The sequence below is a fragment of the Herbaspirillum sp. GW822-FHT03A08 genome (assembly GCF_058801885.1).
Genome location: NZ_JBXANR010000005.1, coordinates 96,493 through 113,967, shown reverse-complemented (window position 1 = coordinate 113,967; position 17,475 = coordinate 96,493). Strand labels below are relative to the sequence as shown.

Genomic DNA, 17,475 nt, shown 5'->3' with positions numbered 1-17,475 from the left:
TTGTTTTTTATCAATACGCGATCATGGCGAATGAACCGTGATCCGGTCAAGCGCCTGATGATCGTCTTGCAAGGCCTTGTCGACGCTTTCGTGCATCCAGTCGACCCAGGTGCTGATCTTGGCGTCGAGATATTGCCGGGACGGATAGAGCGCGTACACCCCCATGTGCTGCATCCGGTACTGCGGCAGCACGCGCACAATGGTCCCGGCACGCAATGCGTCCACCGCAGAATAAATCGGCAGTACGCCGATGCCCATGCCCTCTTTCAGGCTCAGCAACATGGCCTCGGCAACGTTGACGTGAAAATTGGACTTGATGGCGACCGTTTCCTTACCGTCCGGGCCGTCCATGATCCATTCGTCCAGCGGCGACACCGGGCTGACCAGTTGCAGGCAGTTGTGGTTGAGCAGTTCCTGCGGCTTTTGCGGCGCGCCGTGCTTTTCCAGATAAAACGGCGACGCGCACAGAATGCTGTAAATGCTGCCGAGCTGACGGAAGATCAGGCCGGAATCCGGCAACTCGCGCGCCAGCACCAGCGAGACATCGAATCCCTCCTCCAGCAGATCCGGCACGCGCTGCGCCAGCGTCAGTTCGATGGCGACGTCGGGATAGCGCTTCTGATAGTTGGAAATCGCCGGGATCACGTAACGCTGACCGAAGCTGGTCATGGTGTGGATGCGAAGGCGTCCGGACGGCCTGACGTAGGCGTCGCCGGCCTCGGCTTCGGCTTCCTGCACATAGGACATGATCTGTTCGCAACGCAGCAGATAACGCTCGCCCGCCTCGGTCAATGCGATGCGGCGCGTGGTGCGATTGAGCAAGCGCGTACGCAGGTGACGCTCCAGATCGGCGACAGCGCGCGACACGTGCGCAGTGGTCAAATCCATTTGTTGCGCGGCCAGCGTAAAACTGCCAGCATCGACTACACGCATGAAAATGCGCATGTTTTGCAAGGTATCCATATCTTCCTGTCTTAAATCCGGGCGTTTTGGTATGCAAAGCAACAAAATGAGGCAAAACGGCTTTCCGGATGCTGCATTGTTACCCAAAACAGCGCAATCATTGTTGCAGTAATTGAAAAGACCCTTTGTGTTTCCTGCAGTTTTTCTCTAGATCGTTACCAAATAGAATGACAAACGCTACATATTTGCATTTTTTGGGATAGTCTGATGAACACCACTGCTGACAAACGCCTTCTTGCTGCGCCGCTCCTGGCGCTATGCATGACGTCTCTGCTCTTCCTTGCGGGATGCGCCGACAACGGCGGCATCAAGCCGCAGGCGGCTTTGCAGCAGCCGAACACGCTCGATGTCGGCAACGCCATTCGTCAGGCCGGTGCTGAAGCCGGCTGGCCCAAGCGCGCCTGGTGGGAAACTTATGCCGATCCGCAGCTCAACCGGCTGGTCGCCGCAGCCGTTGCCGGCAACCCCAGCATGGCGATTGCCGCCGCCCGCGTGCGCCAGGCACAAGCCATGGCCGTCGTCGCACATGCCGGCGAATTGCCGCAAGCACAGCTGGACGCCGCCATCGGCCGTAAAGACTGGTCCGACAACGTCTACTACGGCGCCAGCTTCCGCGACAAGCTGACCTGGAACAACACCGCCGCGCTCAGCCTTTCCTACAACCTCGATCTGTGGGACCGCAACCGCAATACTACCGAACGCGCCCAGGACGAAATCCACGCCGTCGCCGCCGATGCCCGCGCCGCCCAGCTCGATCTGGAAAGCAACGTCGTGCGTACCTATGTGCAGCTGTCGCTGCAATATGGTCTGCTGGACAATACGCAAGACACACTCAAGCAAGAGCAACGCATCCTCGACCTGGCCAATCGCCGCTTCAAGGGCGGCATCGGCACCCAGATGGAAATCACCCAGGCCGAAGTCCCCCTGCCGGAAACCCGCCGCCAGATCGAAGCCCTGAACGAAAACATCGCGCTCACCCGTAACCAGTTGGCGGCCCTGCTCGGCCAAGGGCCCGGCGCCGGCGACAGCATCACCCGTCCGAGCATGAACCTGCAGGCAGGCATCGGCCTGCCGAGCGCGTTGCCGGCCGAACTGATCGGCCGCCGTCCCGACATCAGCGCCGCACGCTGGCGCGTCGAGGCCGCCTCCAAAGGCATAGCCGTCGCCAAGGCAGCCTTCTATCCGAACATCAACCTGATGGCCAGCATCGGTCCGGCAGCGGCCGGCGGCAGCCTGTTCAGCTTCCTCAGCGGTCCTAACATCACGACCAGCTACGGCCCGGCGATTTCGCTGCCGATCTTTGAGGGCGGACGCCTGCGCGGCCAGCTCGGCGCCACCACTGCCGGCTACGACCAGGAAGTCGAGCACTACAACATGTTGCTGAGTCAGGCGCTCAGAAGCATCGCCGACCAGATCGTGACGCTGCAAGCCATCAAGCGCCAGCAAGTACAGGCCGACCTTTCGATCACTGCCGCGCAAAAGAACGTCGACATCGCCACCCGCGCTTATCAGCGTGGCCTGACCGACTATGTGAACGTGCTCACGGCCCAAACGCAATGGCTGCGTCAGCAGCAGATCGTGCAACAACTGCTGGCGCAAAAGCTCAGCGCCTACGCCAGCCTGACGGTTGCGCTTGGCGGCGGGCTGGAAGTGTCTGCACCTGAAGACAGCGCAGCATCTGCTGACGCTAACAAGACGGTCGCAGCAGCAGGAGTCGCACCGTGAACACTCCCTCCGTTCCGGCACCGACGCCAGCGGCGGTCCGGCCTCCCTTCGGACAACAGCTGCGCGAAGCCGCCGCCGACTGGTGGCAGACCGAATTCCCCAACTGGATCTACGTCTTCAAGATGGTCTTTGCCGGCCTGCTGGCCTTGGGGGTTGGTTACGGGCTGGATCTGGAATCGCCGCGCTCCGGCCTGATCACGGTCTTTATCGTGATGCAGCCGCAAAGCGGCATGATCCTGGCCAAGAGTTTTTATCGCGTGATCGGCACCTTGGTCGGCTCGGTCGCCATCTTCGTCTTTGTCGGCCTGTTCGCGCAGACGCCGGAACTGTTCCTGCTGGCGACCGCCTTGTGGATCGGCCTGTGCACGCTCGGTTCGGCGCACAACCGCAACTTCCGTTCCTACGGTTTCGTGCTGTCCGGCTATACGGTCGCGCTGATCGGCCTCCCGGCAGCGCTCAATCCGGCGCTGACGTTCGATTCGGTCATGACCCGCGTGACGGAAATCACCGTCGGCATCGTCTGCGCCGGCCTGGTCAGCGCCCTGATCTTCCCGCAAGCCAGCGCCCCCGGCCTGGTGCGCATCATCCGCGGCCGCTTCACCGCCTTCGTCGATCTGATCGGCGCCACGCTGGGCGGCACGGCGGACCGCAAAGTGCTGGAAGCGACCAACGCCCGCTTCGTCGGCGATATCATCGGCCTGGAAGCACTGCGCAGCTCCGCCATTTTTGAAGATCCTGAAATCCGCCTGCGCAGCGGCCGCCTGACCCGCATGAACAGCGAGTTCATGGCACTGTCGACCCGTGTACACGCCTTGCATCAGTTGATGAACCGCCTGCACGACAGCCGCAATCCTTCTGCGCAACTTGTAATCGATGCGATCTCGCCCTACTACCACGAAGTACAGCCGCTGCTCACACGCAGCGGCGGCGAACCGGTGATGACAGCAAGCGACGCCGCCGACGCGGCACTCAAGCTGGAAGCGTATAAGCAGGAGCTGCCTCGCCGCGTGCGCACCACCCGCGCCATGCATGCGCAGGCGTTCGGCGACGACGCCATCCTCGATTTCGATACCGCGTCCGAATTGCTGTACCGCGTGATCGACGAGCTGCATGCCTATACCCTGACCTACGCTTCACTGGTGCAACGCCGTCACGAACGCGAACAATGGGAGCACGCCTACGCCCCCAAAACCAGTCTGGTCATCGCCAGCATTGCCGGCGCCCGCGCCGCCATCACGCTGATCGGCCTGTCGACGTTCTGGATCCTGAGCGGCTGGCCCAGCGGCGATGTCGCAGCGCTCAATGCCGCCGCCTTCTGCGCCATCACTTCGGCCGCGCCGGATCCGGCCAAGGCGACGCGCACCGTCACCATGGGTGTGGCGCTGGCGGTCGTGCTCGGCTATTTCTACACTTTCCATATCGTGCCGCAGCTTGACGGTTTCTGGATGCTGGCTGCCGCGCTGACGCCGGTGCTGATGCTGGCCGTGCTGCTGACCACCAAGCCATCGCTGGCCGGATATGGATTGGGCATCTGCATCTTCTTCCCGTTTGTGGCGGTGCCCGATAACCTCGCCCACTTCAACGCCGCCGGCTATCTGAACGAATGCATCGCGCTGATGGTGTCGCTGATCGTGACCACGGTGTCCTTCATGCTGCTGTTGCCACCCACCACCAACTGGACCGTACGCCATCTGGAAAAACAATTGCGCAAGCAAGTCGTCCAGGCCTGCTTCGGCAAACTGGCACATCTGGCGCTGCAATTCGAAAGCGGCACGCGCGACCTGATGCATCAGATCACCATGGTTACCGGCAGCCGTCCGGCGCTGCGCAAGAACGCCTTCGGCTGGATGTTCGCCACGCTGGAGATCGGCCATGCCGTGATTGAGCTGCGCACCGAGCTGCACGGCATCCGCAGCGGCAATCCCGAGCTGCTGTCGCCATCGGCCTATGCGGCACTGGATCGCCTGCGCGAAACCCTGCCGGCGCTGTTCGAGCAACCCACGCCCGCCACGCTGGCGGTGGTGCTGGGCGCCAACAACAACGCCATCGCCGAAGTGCAGCGCGCCATCGGCCCGCACTATCGCGAACGCAGCGAGCGTCATCGCCTGCAGCGTACGCTGAGCTACCTGCACTTCATCCGCACGGCGTTGCTGGATCCGCAATCGCCGTTGCAACCCATGCATCAGGACCGGGACGGTGGCGCCAACACTTCCCCGGGAACCCATTCAGGAGCAAATCATGCCGCGTGAAATTTCTTTCTTCGACGCCTATGTGCCGACGCTGCTGCTGGCCGTCATCGTGGCCGGCGCCATTGCGCTGCTGGCGGACCGCGTCCTGGTGCGCATCGGGTTGTACAACCTGGTGTGGCATCCGGCGCTGTTTCGCGTCAGCCTGTTCACCTGCATCGCGGCGCTGCTCGGCCTGGCCATTTACAGTTAGCCTGAAAAAACGGCAGCTTCAGAAAAACAGATACGGAATCAATCAGGAGTAATCCATCATGTCGGTCAAAACCATTTTTCGATTCATCATCACGGCGCTGATTTTCCTTGCCGCCATCTTCCTGGCGTGGACGCTATGGCAGCACTACATGGTCTCGCCGTGGACCCGCGACGGCCGCGTGCGCGCCGATGTCGTCAACATCGCGCCGGATGTCGCCGGCCAGGTGGTTGATCTGCCCGTGCGCGACAACCAGCTGGTGCACAAAGGCGACCTGCTGATGCAAATCGACCCGTCGCACTACCAACTGGCGCTGCAACAGGCCGAAGCCGCCGTGCTGGCGCGCAAAGCCGATCTCGACATGCGCCGCGCCCAGGCGCGCCGCCGCGCCGACATGGACAGCCTCGTGGTCTCGCGTGAAAACCGTGAAGACGCCGGCAGCCAGGTCACCGCCGCCGATGCGCAATACCAGGTCGCCATCGCTCAGCGCGACGCCGCCAAGCTGAACCTCGACCGCACCAAGGTCTATGCGCCGGTCGACGGCTACATCACCAACCTGAACGTGCGCCGCGGCGACTACGCCAGCATCGGCGCAGCCAAGATCGCCATCATCGACAGCCATTCGTTCTGGGTCTACGGGTATTTTGAAGAGACCAAGCTGCCTTACGTTGCCGTCGGCGACAAAGCAAAGATCCAGCTGATCAACGGCGCCACCTTGCGCGGCCACGTCGACAGCATTTCACGCGGCATCTATGACCGTGACAATCCGCAAAGCCGCGAGCTGCTGGCCGATGTCAATCCGACCTTCAACTGGGTGCGTCTGGCACAGCGGATTCCGGTGCGGATCCACATTGATGAAGTGCCGAAGGATGTGCTGCTGGCCGCAGGTCTGACCTGCACCGTGACGCTGGAGCCAAGCGGTCAGAGCAAGACTGCTTCCGCCAAATAAGCTCAAGCGATCAGGTAAAGAGCTGCACCACCAGCCACACATTCGCCGCGCTGATGCCGAGGAATAACATCCACGCCAGCGCGGCCAGCCACACCGGATTGACGAAGTCGCCCATGAGGTCGCGCCGGCTGGTCAGCCGGATCAGCGGATACATCGCAAACGGCAACTGCAGGCTCAGCACCACCTGGCTGAGCACCAGCAGACGTCCGACCGAATGCTCACCCAGCGTCAGCACACCGATCAGCGCCGGAATCAAGGCCAGTCCGCGCGTCACCATGCGGCGCTGCCAGCACGGAATCTTCAGCTTCAGGAAGCCTTCCATGATCACCTGACCGGCAATCGTGCCGGTGAAGGTGGAACTCTGCCCCGCTGCAAACAAACCGATGCCGAACAAGATCGCCGCCAGCGAAGACCCGGTAATCGGATCGAGCAAGTGATACGCCACATCCAGATCCACGACATCGGTGCGGCCGCTGCTATGAAACGCCGATGCGGCAAGGATCAGGATCGCAGCATTGATCGCCATCGCGATCAGCAGCGACACCGTGGTATCGATGCGCGTGTAACGAATCGCCTCCAGCAGGCTGCTGCGATCACGCCTGACAGCGCGCGTCTGGACGATGGACGAATGCAGATACAGGTTGTGCGGCATCACCGTCGCCCCCAGCACGCCGATGGCCAGATACAGCGGTTCGCGGCTCGACAGCGCCGCCAGCGACGGCACGAAGCCCTGCACCACTGCATGCCAATCAGCTTTAACGAAAGCCAGTTGCGTGAAAAGGCACACCGCAATGGTCATCACCAGGCCAAGGATGATAGCCTCAACCTGGCGGAATCCACGCCCTTGCAAACCCAGCACAATCACCGTATCCAGTGCGGTCAGCAGTACACCGACCGGCAGCGACACGCCCAGCAACAACTTGAACGCCAGCGCGCAGCCGAGCACCTCGGCCAGATCGCAGGCGATGATGGACAGCTCGGCAAACACCCACATGCCCTTGCCTACCGCCGGCGGATAATTTTCGCGTGAGTGAATGGCCAGATCCTTGCCGGTGACAATACCCAGCCGTGCGCACAGGCATTGCAGCATGATCGCAGCCAGACTCGACAACATCACCACGAACAGCAACTGATAGCCGAACTGCGACCCGGCCTGGACCGAGGTCGCCCAGTTCCCCGGATCCATGTAGCCGATGGAAATCAGCAGGCCGGGACCGACATAGACCTTGAGCTTTTGCCAGACGCCGGCGTGTGGCGGCACCGACACGCTGCCGGAAACTTCAGAAGGACAGAAAGGCGCAGTGGCAGTCGTTGGCAGGCGGAACATGTTTTATTGTTGTTGAAGAGGAAGAGAAAAGATCAATCAGCCTTCGGATGCAGGCTGCCATTTCGACACCGCCCTGTCATCGCTCTCGCGCGCATCCACCCAACGCGCGCCATCAGGGGTCTGTTCTTTTTTCCAGAAAGGCGCCTGCGTCTTGAGATAGTCCATGATGAACTCACAAGCGGCAAAGGCTTCTCCGCGATGCTTCGAGGTGACCGCCACCAGCACGATCTGATCCAGCGGCTGCAAAGGCCCGACGCGATGGATCACCAGCGCATCGAAAATCTCCCAGCGCGCTTTGGCGTCGGCAACGATGTGCTCCAGTGCCTTTTCGGTCATGCCAGGGTAATGCTCCAGTTCCATTTCCTGCACGCTGGCGCCGTCATTGAGATCGCGCACAGTGCCGACAAAGCTGACCACCGCGCCCACCTTGGGATTGGTCAGGCGCAACGCAGCGATCTCGGCGCTGAGGTCAAAGTCGGCAGTCTGGACGCGGATCGGCATAGAAAAATGGAGAGGCTGATGGAATCGCCCTCATTGTACCCAATGTCTTGCTGACATCGATGCCCGTATCGGCCGCAGAAACGACAAGTCCCGGACCAGCCGGGACTTGTTCATGGGCGCGTGAACGCCGTCAGACGAGGATACCCCACAGCAGCAAGGTCATGCCCAGCCCCACCACTGAAACGATGGTCTGTATCACCGACCACGTTGCAAAGGTCTGCTTGAGATCGAGGCCGAAGTATTCTTTCACCATCCAGAAACCGGCGTCATTAACGTGGCAGAAGAACACCGATCCGGCGCCGATTGCCAGCGCCATCAAGGCATTGTGTGTGCCCGACAAGCTTGCCACCAGTGGCGCAACGATGCCAGCGGTTGCAGTCGTCGCCACGGTGGCCGAGCCAGTCGCCTGACGCAGCGCCACAGCAATCAGCCACGCCAGCAGGATCAGCGGCACGTGGGTGCCGGTTGCAACCTTGGTGATGGTGTCGCTGATGCCCGCCGTCAGCAGAGCCTGCTTCAGTCCGCCGCCCGCACCGATGGTCAGGAGCAGACCGGCGATCGGCGGCAAGGCCTTACGCAGGATGGCGCCGACTTTGGTGCGATCGGTACCTTGCGCCCAGCCGAGTACGATGACGGCAAACAGAACGGTCACCGTCAGCGCGATGATCGGTTCGCCGAAGAAGTTGAGCATTTCAAACAAGGTGGTCTCAGGCGTAACCCATATCTTGGCCACGGTACGGCCCAGCATCAGCACCACCGGCAGCAGAATCGTCACCAGCGACGGCAGGAAACCCGGTTGCAGCTCAGCCGCTTGCTGGCCCTTGAACAAGGCGCCGATCTGTTCCGGCTCGCCGATCGGCATGCGCGGCGCAAGCCACATGCCGTACAGCGGCCCCGCCAGAATCACCGCCGGAATCGCAACGATAAACCCGAGCAGCATGGTGGTGCCAAGATCCGCATGCAAGGCGCTGACCGCAATCAGCGGACCCGGATGCGGCGGCAGCAAGGCATGCAGCGTCGTCATACCGGCCAGCGCAGGAATTGCCACGCGCAAGATCGGCTGCTGCGAACGGCGCGCCATCACAAAAATGATCGGCGCCATCATCACCAGACCGACTTCAAAGAACAGCGGCAAGCCGACGACGATCGCCACCAGCGCCATCATCCACGGAATCGCCTGGCCCCGGGCATATTTCAGCAAGGTCGTGACGATCTTGTCGGCCGCCCCGGAGTCCGCCATCAGGGCCCCGAGCATGGCGCCCAGCGCAATGATGATACCGGCTTCACCGAGGATGCTGCCGGCCCCCTTGCTGAACGCCGAGGCAATCTTTTCCAGCGGCAAGCCGGCGCCCATGCCGGCGATGAAAGTGCCGAGCAGGATGGAGAGGAAGGGAGCTATTTTAAGAACGCTGATCAGCACAACGATGCCGATCAGGGCAATAAGAACGGATAGCAGCAGGCGCGTATCCTGTGCCGCCCAGGCGGCGATTTCAGTGGTCAGGTGCAAGATATCTCCTTGTCTTCAATGTATGAGCGTCTCCTCACCTGGTTTTCTCCTTGCCTTGCACTACTCTGGCGCTCGGCAGTTTTTCTGCAAACTGGGTTTTATTCAACTACGTTTTACTGTCGCCAGCAACGCTCCAGCGCCGATGAAGGTCGCACCTGACAAACGATTGAACATCTTCGCCCTGCCCGGCGTACGCAACCACGGCGCAACACGCGCAGCAAAGTGCGCATAGAACGTCAGCCAGAACAATTCGAAACAGACGAAGGTCGCACCCAGCACCAGAAACTGCGGCAACTGTGCGGCCTGCGGATTGATGAACTGCGGGAAGAACGCCGTGAAGAACAACAGTGCCTTGGGATTGCTCCCTCCGACCAGGAATCCTTGCCAGTACAAGCTGGCGCGCGACTTTGTCGTCGCCGGCGCTTGCCCTTCGTCCAGGCCTATCGTGCTCTGGGTCGAGAAAAAAGTTCGCACGCCAATATACGCGAGATAGGCGACGCCACACCATTTCAAAATGAGAAACACCTTCTCCGAAACTGCAAGAATCGCCCCCAATCCGGCAGCCGACACCACCATGATCAGGCACACCGCCGTCACGCTGCCCAGCGCACCCGCAAACGCGCGGCGCACGCCGTGATGGATGCCATTGGTGATGCACATCAGCACGCTCGGACCCGGCGTGACGGTAAGGACGAATACGGCCGCGAGATACAGAAAGAAAGTTTGCAGCGTCATGAGCGTTGTTCTTGTTGATGAGTGAATTAGGATCGCGGACTTATGAAGGCTTGCGCCACACCGTCGCCAGCCACGCCTGCTCGGCGCGCAGCAAGCCGTCAGGACGATAATAATGCCGTATCTCGACGAAACCCGCTGCCGTCATGAAGCCGCGCCAGGCGTCCAGGTCGTGATAAGAACCGTAGCGCCCGCTGCTCCAGCCTTCGCTGTTGCTGCCGCGCGGATTGGAGCAGAACAGCACGCCTTCCGGCTTGAGCGTCTCGCGCAGTTGCACCAGCACGCGCGGCAACTCGGCGACCGGCACATGAAACAGGGAGGCATTGGCAAACACGCCGTCAAACAAGGCCTCCGGCAAATCCAGTTCAAAGAAGTTCTGATGCCAGACTTCGCAGCCCGAATCGGCGCGTGCCATCTCGACAAAACTCGCCGTACCGTCGAGACCGATGGCGCGGTGGCCCAGCTTCGTGAACGTCTGCAAGTCGCGCCCCGGTCCGCAGCCGAAATCCAGAATGGTCAGCGGCGCCGACGCCGATGCCGACGGAGATTCCGCGATGGCATCGAGCAAAGCATGGATGTTCTGACTGACATCATGGTCGCGCGTGCCTTCGCGGAAGTCGAGCGCGCGCCCTTCGTAATGGGCCAGCGTGCCGCCGGCAATGACGTCCAGTTGTTCTTTCGGCAGCGGCATGATTTCCCTCAGCTCAACCGCCTGTTACCGGCGGAAAGAAGGCCACTTCGCCGCCCTCTTCGATCAAGGTGCCCGGCTCAACCATGTTGTGATCGTAGGCCATGCGCAAAGCCTTTTCCGGCGACAGGACCTCCATCCACAGGCCACCGCGGCCCATCAGGAAAGCGCGCACGTCGCCGACGGTCTTGACGTGATCCGGCAGGTCGACGATTTCTTGCGTCACGCCAAGCGCTTCACGCACGCTGGCAAAAAAACGGAGTTCTATTTTCATGTGTTTCAAATCCTTTGAATACGGTAGATGACGGGCACTTTCCCGGTTCAGTTCAGCAAATGATCAAACGGAATAAACCGCACCAGGTCGCCCTCGGCAATGGTCTTGCCCGGCGCGTTGTCTATCAGGCCGTCGCCCCAGACCGTTGAGGTCAGCACGCCCGATCCCTGATGCGGGAACAGGTCGAGGCCGCCCTGATCGTTGAAACGGGCGCGCAGGAATTCCTGGCGGCGGTCGGCCTTGGGCCAGTTGAAATCGGCACGCATGGTCAGCGCGCGCGGAGCGACGTTTTCCACACCTTGCAGGCGCAGCAGGAAAGGCCTTACGAAGATCAGGAAAGTGACGAAGGTCGATACCGGATTGCCTGGCAGACCGATAAAGAAGGCTTTTCCGGTCTTGTCTGCAGTGCGATTGATCTCACCGAAAGCCAGCGGCTTGCCCGGCTTCATGGCAATCTGCCACATGTTGAGACGGCCTTCGGCTTCGACCGCCGGCTTGACGTGATCTTCCTCGCCGACGGACACGCCGCCGCTGGTGATGATCAAGTCGTGGCTGGCTGCAGCAGCGCGCAAGGTATCGCGCGTAGCTTGCAACTGATCCGGCACGATGCCGAAATCCTTGACCTCGCAGCCGAGGTTTTCCAGCAGACCGCGCAGCAGGAAACGGTTGGAGTTGTAAATCGCACCGGGCTTCAGGGCTTCTCCCGGCATCGTCAGTTCGTCGCCGGTGAAGAACACTGCGACGCGCAGCTTGCGCACCACCGGCAATGTCGCCAGACCGACCGAAGCGGCCAGGCCCAGTTCCTGCGGACGCAGGCGCACGCCGGACGGCAGGATGGTGCTGGCGGAGCGGATGTCTTCACCGATGGTGCGGATCCACTCGCCTGCTTCCGGCACATGGCGAACGATGACGTGATCGCCGTCCGCCTCTTTGTTGAGTTCACAGGCTTCCTGCATGACGATGGCGTCGGCGCCTTCCGGCACCATGGCGCCGGTAAAGATGCGCGCCGCCGTGCCCGGTTCCAGCGCAGTACCGACATGACCGGCGGGAATGCGCTGCGACACGCGCAACCGCGTCTCGCCGCTGGCACACTCGGCCGCGCGTACGGCGTAGCCATCCATCTGCGAATTGTCCATTCCCGGCACGTTGATCTGCGACACCTGCGCCGCCGCCAGCACACGGCCATTGGCTTCCAGTGTGGGGACGATCTCGGTCTCGGTCAGCGGCACGGCGGACCTGGAAAGAAACTTGGTCGCTTCCGCGACGCTGAGCAGGGGTGGCTTGACTAGCATAGAAAGGAAATGGATTGCCTCGAAAAGGCCTCCATTCTAGTGCAAACCGGGGCTTGGAGCTGACTATCAGGCCAGCTCCGCTCTCGTCCGGCGCTAGCGCAGCAGTCCCTGCATCGCCGCCGCAAATCGCGGATCGCCGAGCAAGCCGACGTTGTAGCGCGACCAGCGCGATTGCGCCTCGGTATCGATGTGGAAGATGCTGCCCGGCGCGGTGACAATGTTCTGCCGCATCAGCGCCTGCGCCAGCGTCTTGGAATCCGGATAGCCGGGCATTGCCGCCCAGACATACAGGGACTGCGCCGGCGCGCAAAACAGTTCCGCGCCGAACTGATCGAGCAGACGGCGCGCATTCTCGGTGGCCTGCGTCAAGCGGTCGCGAAGACGCGCCGCATGACGGTTGTAGTGGCCTTCGCTGAGGATGACATCGAGCGTGCGTTCGCAATATTCGGAACTGCTCACGTGGATCAGCATCTTGATGTCGGCCAGGTCACTCGCCAGATCCCGGTGGCAGGCGAGGAAGCCCACGCGCAGGGCCGCCGACACCGACTTCGAAAAGCTGCCGACATAGATCGTGCGCCGCAACTGATCCAGCGTGGCGATGCGCGGCGCCGCGTTGGGCTTGAAGTCGGCAAAGGTATCGTTCTCGACGATGATGGCGTTGTAACGGTCGGCCAGTTGCAGGATCTTGTGCGCCTTGTGCGGCGAGGTGTCGGAGCCGGTCGGATTGTGCGCCAGCGTCTGGGTGAAGAACAGGCAAGGCTTGCCGGTTTTCAGCTCCCGCTCGAGCGCTTCCAGATCCGGTCCGTCCGCCAGACGCGGAATACCGACGATGCGCGCGCCGCTCAGCTTCAACTTGCCAAACAACATGTAGTAACCAGGCTCGTCCACCAGCACGCGATCGCCCGGTTTGACGAAATTGCGGATCACGATATCCAGTGCCTGATTGGCGCCGTGGGTCAGCACAATCTGGCTGGCCGAGGCTTCGATGCCGTGATTGGCGAGCCGGTGCACCAGATGCTGGCGCAATGGCTGGTAGCCGAAACGGCTGCCGTAGCCGAACAAGGCGCCGAGACCGGTGCGCACTACCTTTTGATGGAATTTGTCGAGCCGCACTTCACTCAGCCAGTCCACCGGCGGAAAGCCGTCGCCCAGACGCAGATGTTCGGGATCGCTCTTCGATTGTTCGCGCATGAGCCAGACCACGTCCATGGCGCGGCTCAGCGACGAAGCATCGTCGTCCTCTTTGATCGCAGGCGGCGCCACGCAAACGAAAAAACCGGAACCGCGCCTCGGTTCGAGCACACCGAGCGAGGTCAGATAGTCGAAGGCATTGACCACGGTGTTCTTGGCGCAATCATGGGTCTTGGCCATGTCGCGAATCGAGGGCAAACGGCTGCCGGGGGCGTACACGCCATCGCGGATCTGACGCTGGATCAGTTGCACCAGTTGACGTGTAAGGGTAAGCGGCGCGGCGGTTTCAGTGGATTTGGGCGGCATAACGACTCTGGACGGATGTTGCATCGCAGGACAAGTGTCTTGGGTACAGTTAATTAACTGTTGGTGAAAAGTGTACCAAAGATATTGGGTACAGCCTGTTATTCTTGGCTTCATTCCAGTACCGGCTATCGCCGGACATAACATCGAGACAAAGGCACGCCATGACCGTCGACTCCCGACTCCCGCAATTCCGTTCCCTCACGCCGCAGCAACGTCTGGCGCAAATCGCCGAACGCGCCAACCTGACCGCCGACGAAGCCGCCCTGCTCGGCAATCCGACCGCGCTCTCGCTCGACGTCGCCAACGGCATGATCGAAAACGTAGTCGGCACCTTTCAGTTGCCGATGGGCGTGGCCGGCTACTTCCAGCTGAACGGTAAAGATGTGCTGGTGCCGATGGCCGTGGAAGAACCGTCCGTGGTCGCCGCCGCGTCCTTCATGGCCAAGCTGATCCGTGACTGCGGCGGCTTTCATACTTCCAGCAGCGAACCGCTGATGCGCGCTCAGGTGCAGGTCATCGGCGTGAGCGATCCTTACGGCGCACGACTGGCGATTCTCAAAGATCGCCAGGCCATCATCGATATCGCCAACAGCCGCGACCAGTTGCTGATCAGCCTGGGCGGCGGTTGCAAAGACATCGAAGTCCATGTATTCCCCGACACGCCGCGCGGCGCGATGGTAATCGTGCATCTGATCGTCGACGTGCGCGATGCGATGGGCGCCAACACCGTCAACACCATGGCCGAAGCGGTTGCCGGCCATATCGAACAAATCACCGGCGGCAAAGTGCGCCTGCGCATCCTGTCCAACCTCGCCGACTTGCGCCTAGCCCGCGCCCACGTCCGCGTCTCGCCGGAAGCATTGACCACCGCCGATTACGACGGCGCCGACGTCATCAACCGCATCGTCGATGCCTATACCTTCGCAGCCGTCGATCCTTACCGCGCCGCCACGCACAACAAGGGCATCATGAACGGCATCGACCCGGTCATCGTCGCCACCGGCAATGACTGGCGCGCGGTCGAAGCCGGCGCCCACGCCTATGCTGCCCGCAACGGCCACTACACTGCGCTGACCACCTGGGAAATCGGCAACGACGGCCATCTGGTCGGCACGCTGGAAATTCCGATGCCGGTCGGCCTGGTCGGCGGCGCCACCAAGACGCATCCGCTGGCGCGCCTGGCGCTCAAGATCATGGACGTCAAATCGGCGCAAGAACTGGCCGAAATCGCCGTCGCCGTCGGCCTCGCACAAAACATGGCTGCCCTGCGCGCGCTCGCTACCGAAGGCATCCAGCGCGGCCACATGGCGCTGCATGCACGCAACATTGCACTGGCGGCCGGCGCAGCGGCAGACGAAATGGATTGGGTGGTACAGCAGATGGTTGCCGCCAAAGACGTACGCGTCGATTTTGCGGTTAAGCTGTTAAGCCAGCGGCGTGGAAAATAAGCAGCACCCGCAGTACAAAAAAGATCGCTTCATCAGAAAGCATCGATAACCAGGAGACAATATGCAAGCACAATTCAAACTGAACACCCTCGCCCGCCTGATCGCAGCTTCGGCGCTGGTCTGCGCCGGCGCCGCGCAGGCGCAAGTGTCGGACGATGCGGTCCGCATCGGCTTCATTACCGACATGTCCGGCCCCTACGCCGACACCGACGGCGCCGGCGGCCTCGAAGCGATCCGCATGGCGGTGGCCGACTTCGGCGGCAAGGTACTGGGCAAACCGATCGAAGTGCTGTCCGCCGACCACCTGAACAAGGCCGACATCGCCGCCACCAAGGCGCGCGAATGGGCCGACCAGCGCGGCCTCGACATGCTGATCGGCGGCGTCAACTCCGCCACCGCGCTGGCGACGAACAAGGTGATGGCGGAAAAGAAGCGCGTCTACATCAACATCGGCGCCGGCTCGGCACGCCTGACCAACGAAGAATGCACACCCTACACCGTGCACTATGAATACGACACCGTGGCCCTGGCCAAAGGCACCGGCAAAGCGGTCCTCAAACAAGGCGGAAAATCATGGTTCTTCCTGGAGGCCGACTACGCCTTCGGCCATGCGCTGGCCAGCGACACCGGAGCCGTGGTCAAGGCCAACGGCGGCACCGTGGTGGGCTCGGTGAAGCATCCGCTGTTCGCCTCCGACATGTCGTCCTTCCTGCTGCAGGCGCAGGGTTCCAAGGCGCAGATCCTGGGCCTGGCCAACGCCGGCGACGACACCGTCAATGCGATCAAGGCGGCCAAGGAATTCGGCGTCACCAAGACAATGAAGCTGGTGGGCCTCCTGATGGTGATCAACGACATCCACGCGCTCGGCCTGAACAACGCCGAGGGCCTGATGATGACTGACAGCTGGTACTGGGACAAGGACGAAGCATCGCGCCAGTTCGCCAACCGCTTCTTCCTGAAGATGAAGAAGATGCCGAGTACGCATCAGGCCGCAGCCTACTCCGCAACCACGACCTATCTGAAAGCCGTCGCCGCAATCAAGACCGACGACTCGACCAAGGTCATGGCAGAGCTGAAGAAGACGAAGATCAACGACTTCTACAACAAAGGCTATATCCGCGCCGACGGACGCAACATCCACGACATGTACCTGTATCAGGTCAAGTCGCCGTCCGAATCGAAGAAGCCGTGGGATTACCTGAAACTGGTGGAAACCATCCCCGGCGAGCAAGCGTTTACCACCGTCGCCGAATCGAAATGCAGCTTGCTGAAACCGCAGTAATTGCAAAGCGGTAAAACGCCCGGTTGAGCCGCTTGTGACGAGGGTTCAACCCAGCCCCAAAATCTCCTGCAGTACCTGAAGTTGTTGTGGTGTGAGCCGGCCGGCATTTGAACAATGCTGCCGGTTCTTTTTTATATGCCTTGGTCTCGCAGGAAATCGTCTGAACAGAAGCCGGCTCAGTTACCGCTGCGACGATAAAATGCCATCGTTCCCGCCAGCGCCAGCAGGATCGCTCCGCAAGAGCGATCCAGCCACAGCACTGCGCGTTGACGCAGCAGACTGACAGCGCGTGCGCCAATGATGGCGTAGCCCAGCATCACGCTGAAATCGAGCATGGCAAACACCAGGCTGATCGCCGCATATTGCGGCCATTGCGGCTCGGCGGCGTTGATGAATTGCGGCAGCAACGCCGAGCAAAACAGATATCCCTTGGGATTGGTTACTGCGACCAGAAACGACTTCGCAAAAATCTGCGATGGCGCCACCTCGCCCGGCTCCGCAACCGCGCGCGACAAATCCAGTCCGCCTTTGGAACGCAGCAAGCGAATTCCCAGCCAGGTCAGATAAACAACGCCGATCCATTTCACCACCGAGAACCAGAACTCGGACGCCGCCAGCACCGCGCCCAAACCCAGCGCCACCGAACCGACCAGCACAAAATCCGACGACACCGCGCCGAGCATTCCCGGCAGCGAGCGGCGCACGCCATAGCGCGCGCCATTGGCCAGCGCCAGCAACACCGTCGGGCCGGGCGTAGCGATCGTCACCAGTGCCACCAGCGCGAACAATGCGAGGGTTGTGAAGTTCAGTGTGTGTGCAAGCATGGAGTCATCCGAAAATTGTTATTGAATTGA

At 61.3% G+C, this 17,475-nt stretch carries 16 protein-coding genes; 6 read left to right on the top strand and 10 right to left on the bottom strand.

The window, feature by feature from the left end; translation table 11 throughout:
• Positions 1-21: 21 nt before the first annotated feature.
• Complete coding sequence (locus tag AC1RN6_RS16670) at positions 22-963, bottom strand: LysR family transcriptional regulator (RefSeq protein ID WP_493006557.1); 942 nt, start codon at positions 961-963, stop codon at positions 22-24.
• Positions 964-1,170: 207 nt separating this feature from the next.
• Here AC1RN6_RS16670 and AC1RN6_RS16665 point away from each other — a divergent pair, with 207 nt between their 5' ends.
• Genes AC1RN6_RS16665 through AC1RN6_RS16650 form a run of 4 tightly spaced genes read left to right on the top strand, consistent with a single transcriptional unit; the run spans position 1,171 to position 6,073 of the window.
• Positions 1,171-2,688: an efflux transporter outer membrane subunit gene (locus AC1RN6_RS16665; RefSeq protein WP_493006556.1), complete on the top strand. Its 1,518-nt coding sequence runs from the start codon at positions 1,171-1,173 to the stop codon at positions 2,686-2,688.
• A complete protein-coding gene (locus AC1RN6_RS16660) occupies positions 2,685-4,937 on the top strand; it encodes an FUSC family protein (protein ID WP_493006555.1) in 2,253 nt (750 codons plus the stop codon). Before AC1RN6_RS16665 ends, AC1RN6_RS16660 begins: the two co-directional genes overlap by 4 nt.
• Positions 4,927-5,127 (top strand): DUF1656 domain-containing protein, encoded by a 201-nt coding sequence (locus tag AC1RN6_RS16655; protein ID WP_493006554.1) that lies wholly within the window; start codon positions 4,927-4,929, stop codon positions 5,125-5,127. The genes AC1RN6_RS16660 and AC1RN6_RS16655 overlap by 11 nt, the downstream gene beginning before the upstream one ends.
• A 58-nt stretch (positions 5,128-5,185) precedes the next feature.
• Positions 5,186-6,073, top strand: a complete 888-nt coding sequence (locus AC1RN6_RS16650; RefSeq protein ID WP_493006553.1) for an efflux RND transporter periplasmic adaptor subunit — start codon at positions 5,186-5,188, stop codon at positions 6,071-6,073.
• A gap of 10 nt (positions 6,074-6,083) precedes the next feature.
• Here the strand turns inward: AC1RN6_RS16650 and AC1RN6_RS16645 are convergent, their stop codons facing one another.
• The 8 genes from AC1RN6_RS16645 to AC1RN6_RS16610 all read right to left on the bottom strand — a co-directional run bounded on the left by AC1RN6_RS16645 (position 6,084) and on the right by AC1RN6_RS16610 (position 13,891).
• Positions 6,084-7,400, bottom strand: a complete 1,317-nt coding sequence (locus AC1RN6_RS16645; RefSeq protein WP_493006552.1) for an Nramp family divalent metal transporter — start codon at positions 7,398-7,400, stop codon at positions 6,084-6,086.
• A 36-nt stretch (positions 7,401-7,436) separates the two neighbouring features.
• Positions 7,437-7,901: a molybdopterin synthase catalytic subunit MoaE gene (gene moaE, locus AC1RN6_RS16640; protein WP_493006551.1), complete on the bottom strand. Its 465-nt coding sequence runs from the start codon at positions 7,899-7,901 to the stop codon at positions 7,437-7,439.
• A gap of 130 nt (positions 7,902-8,031) precedes the next feature.
• Positions 8,032-9,408 (bottom strand): GntT/GntP/DsdX family permease, encoded by a 1,377-nt coding sequence (locus AC1RN6_RS16635; RefSeq protein ID WP_493006550.1) that lies wholly within the window; start codon positions 9,406-9,408, stop codon positions 8,032-8,034.
• Between the two features lie 102 nt (positions 9,409-9,510).
• Positions 9,511-10,143: a LysE family translocator gene (locus AC1RN6_RS16630; protein ID WP_493006549.1), complete on the bottom strand. Its 633-nt coding sequence runs from the start codon at positions 10,141-10,143 to the stop codon at positions 9,511-9,513.
• Positions 10,144-10,183: 40 nt separating this feature from the next.
• Positions 10,184-10,831: a class I SAM-dependent methyltransferase gene (locus AC1RN6_RS16625; RefSeq protein WP_493006548.1), complete on the bottom strand. Its 648-nt coding sequence runs from the start codon at positions 10,829-10,831 to the stop codon at positions 10,184-10,186.
• 13 nt (positions 10,832-10,844) lie between these two features.
• Positions 10,845-11,102, bottom strand: a complete 258-nt coding sequence (gene moaD / locus AC1RN6_RS16620; RefSeq protein ID WP_050477693.1) for a molybdopterin converting factor subunit 1 — start codon at positions 11,100-11,102, stop codon at positions 10,845-10,847.
• Positions 11,103-11,149: 47 nt separating this feature from the next.
• A complete protein-coding gene (locus tag AC1RN6_RS16615) occupies positions 11,150-12,394 on the bottom strand; it encodes a molybdopterin molybdotransferase MoeA (protein ID WP_493006547.1) in 1,245 nt (414 codons plus the stop codon).
• Positions 12,395-12,487: 93 nt separating this feature from the next.
• Complete coding sequence (locus AC1RN6_RS16610) at positions 12,488-13,891, bottom strand: aminotransferase-like domain-containing protein (RefSeq protein ID WP_493006546.1); 1,404 nt, start codon at positions 13,889-13,891, stop codon at positions 12,488-12,490.
• A gap of 161 nt (positions 13,892-14,052) precedes the next feature.
• Here AC1RN6_RS16610 and AC1RN6_RS16605 point away from each other — a divergent pair, with 161 nt between their 5' ends.
• The gene (locus AC1RN6_RS16605; RefSeq protein ID WP_493006545.1) at positions 14,053-15,339 is read left to right on the top strand and encodes a hydroxymethylglutaryl-CoA reductase, degradative; all 1,287 of its coding nucleotides are present in this window, start codon (positions 14,053-14,055) and stop codon (positions 15,337-15,339) included.
• A gap of 61 nt (positions 15,340-15,400) precedes the next feature.
• Positions 15,401-16,621: an ABC transporter substrate-binding protein gene (locus tag AC1RN6_RS16600; protein ID WP_493006544.1), complete on the top strand. Its 1,221-nt coding sequence runs from the start codon at positions 15,401-15,403 to the stop codon at positions 16,619-16,621.
• Between the two features lie 176 nt (positions 16,622-16,797).
• Here the strand turns inward: AC1RN6_RS16600 and AC1RN6_RS16595 are convergent, their stop codons facing one another.
• Positions 16,798-17,445 carry a LysE family translocator gene (locus tag AC1RN6_RS16595; protein WP_493006543.1) on the bottom strand — a complete coding sequence of 216 codons (648 nt, stop codon included), beginning with the start codon at positions 17,443-17,445 and terminating at the stop codon, positions 16,798-16,800.
• Between the last annotated feature and the right edge of the window lie 30 nt (positions 17,446-17,475).

Bases quoted from the DNA above. Each gene is read 5' to 3' on its own strand.
- AC1RN6_RS16670 (WP_493006557.1), bottom strand. From the start codon at position 963: ATGGATACCTTGCAAAACATGCGCATTTTCATGCGTGTAGTCGATGCT.
- AC1RN6_RS16665 (WP_493006556.1), top strand. From the start codon at position 1,171: ATGAACACCACTGCTGACAAACGCCTTCTTGCTGCGCCGCTCCTGGCG.
- AC1RN6_RS16655 (WP_493006554.1), top strand. From the start codon at position 4,927: ATGCCGCGTGAAATTTCTTTCTTCGACGCCTATGTGCCGACGCTGCTG.
- AC1RN6_RS16650 (WP_493006553.1), top strand. From the start codon at position 5,186: ATGTCGGTCAAAACCATTTTTCGATTCATCATCACGGCGCTGATTTTC.
- AC1RN6_RS16645 (WP_493006552.1), bottom strand. From the start codon at position 7,400: ATGTTCCGCCTGCCAACGACTGCCACTGCGCCTTTCTGTCCTTCTGAA.
- moaE (WP_493006551.1), bottom strand. From the start codon at position 7,901: ATGCCGATCCGCGTCCAGACTGCCGACTTTGACCTCAGCGCCGAGATC.
- AC1RN6_RS16630 (WP_493006549.1), bottom strand. From the start codon at position 10,143: ATGACGCTGCAAACTTTCTTTCTGTATCTCGCGGCCGTATTCGTCCTT.
- AC1RN6_RS16625 (WP_493006548.1), bottom strand. From the start codon at position 10,831: ATGCCGCTGCCGAAAGAACAACTGGACGTCATTGCCGGCGGCACGCTG.
- moaD (WP_050477693.1), bottom strand. From the start codon at position 11,102: ATGAAAATAGAACTCCGTTTTTTTGCCAGCGTGCGTGAAGCGCTTGGC.
- AC1RN6_RS16615 (WP_493006547.1), bottom strand. From the start codon at position 12,394: ATGCTAGTCAAGCCACCCCTGCTCAGCGTCGCGGAAGCGACCAAGTTT.
- AC1RN6_RS16610 (WP_493006546.1), bottom strand. From the start codon at position 13,891: ATGCCGCCCAAATCCACTGAAACCGCCGCGCCGCTTACCCTTACACGT.
- AC1RN6_RS16605 (WP_493006545.1), top strand. From the start codon at position 14,053: ATGACCGTCGACTCCCGACTCCCGCAATTCCGTTCCCTCACGCCGCAG.
- AC1RN6_RS16600 (WP_493006544.1), top strand. From the start codon at position 15,401: ATGCAAGCACAATTCAAACTGAACACCCTCGCCCGCCTGATCGCAGCT.
- AC1RN6_RS16595 (WP_493006543.1), bottom strand. From the start codon at position 17,445: ATGCTTGCACACACACTGAACTTCACAACCCTCGCATTGTTCGCGCTG.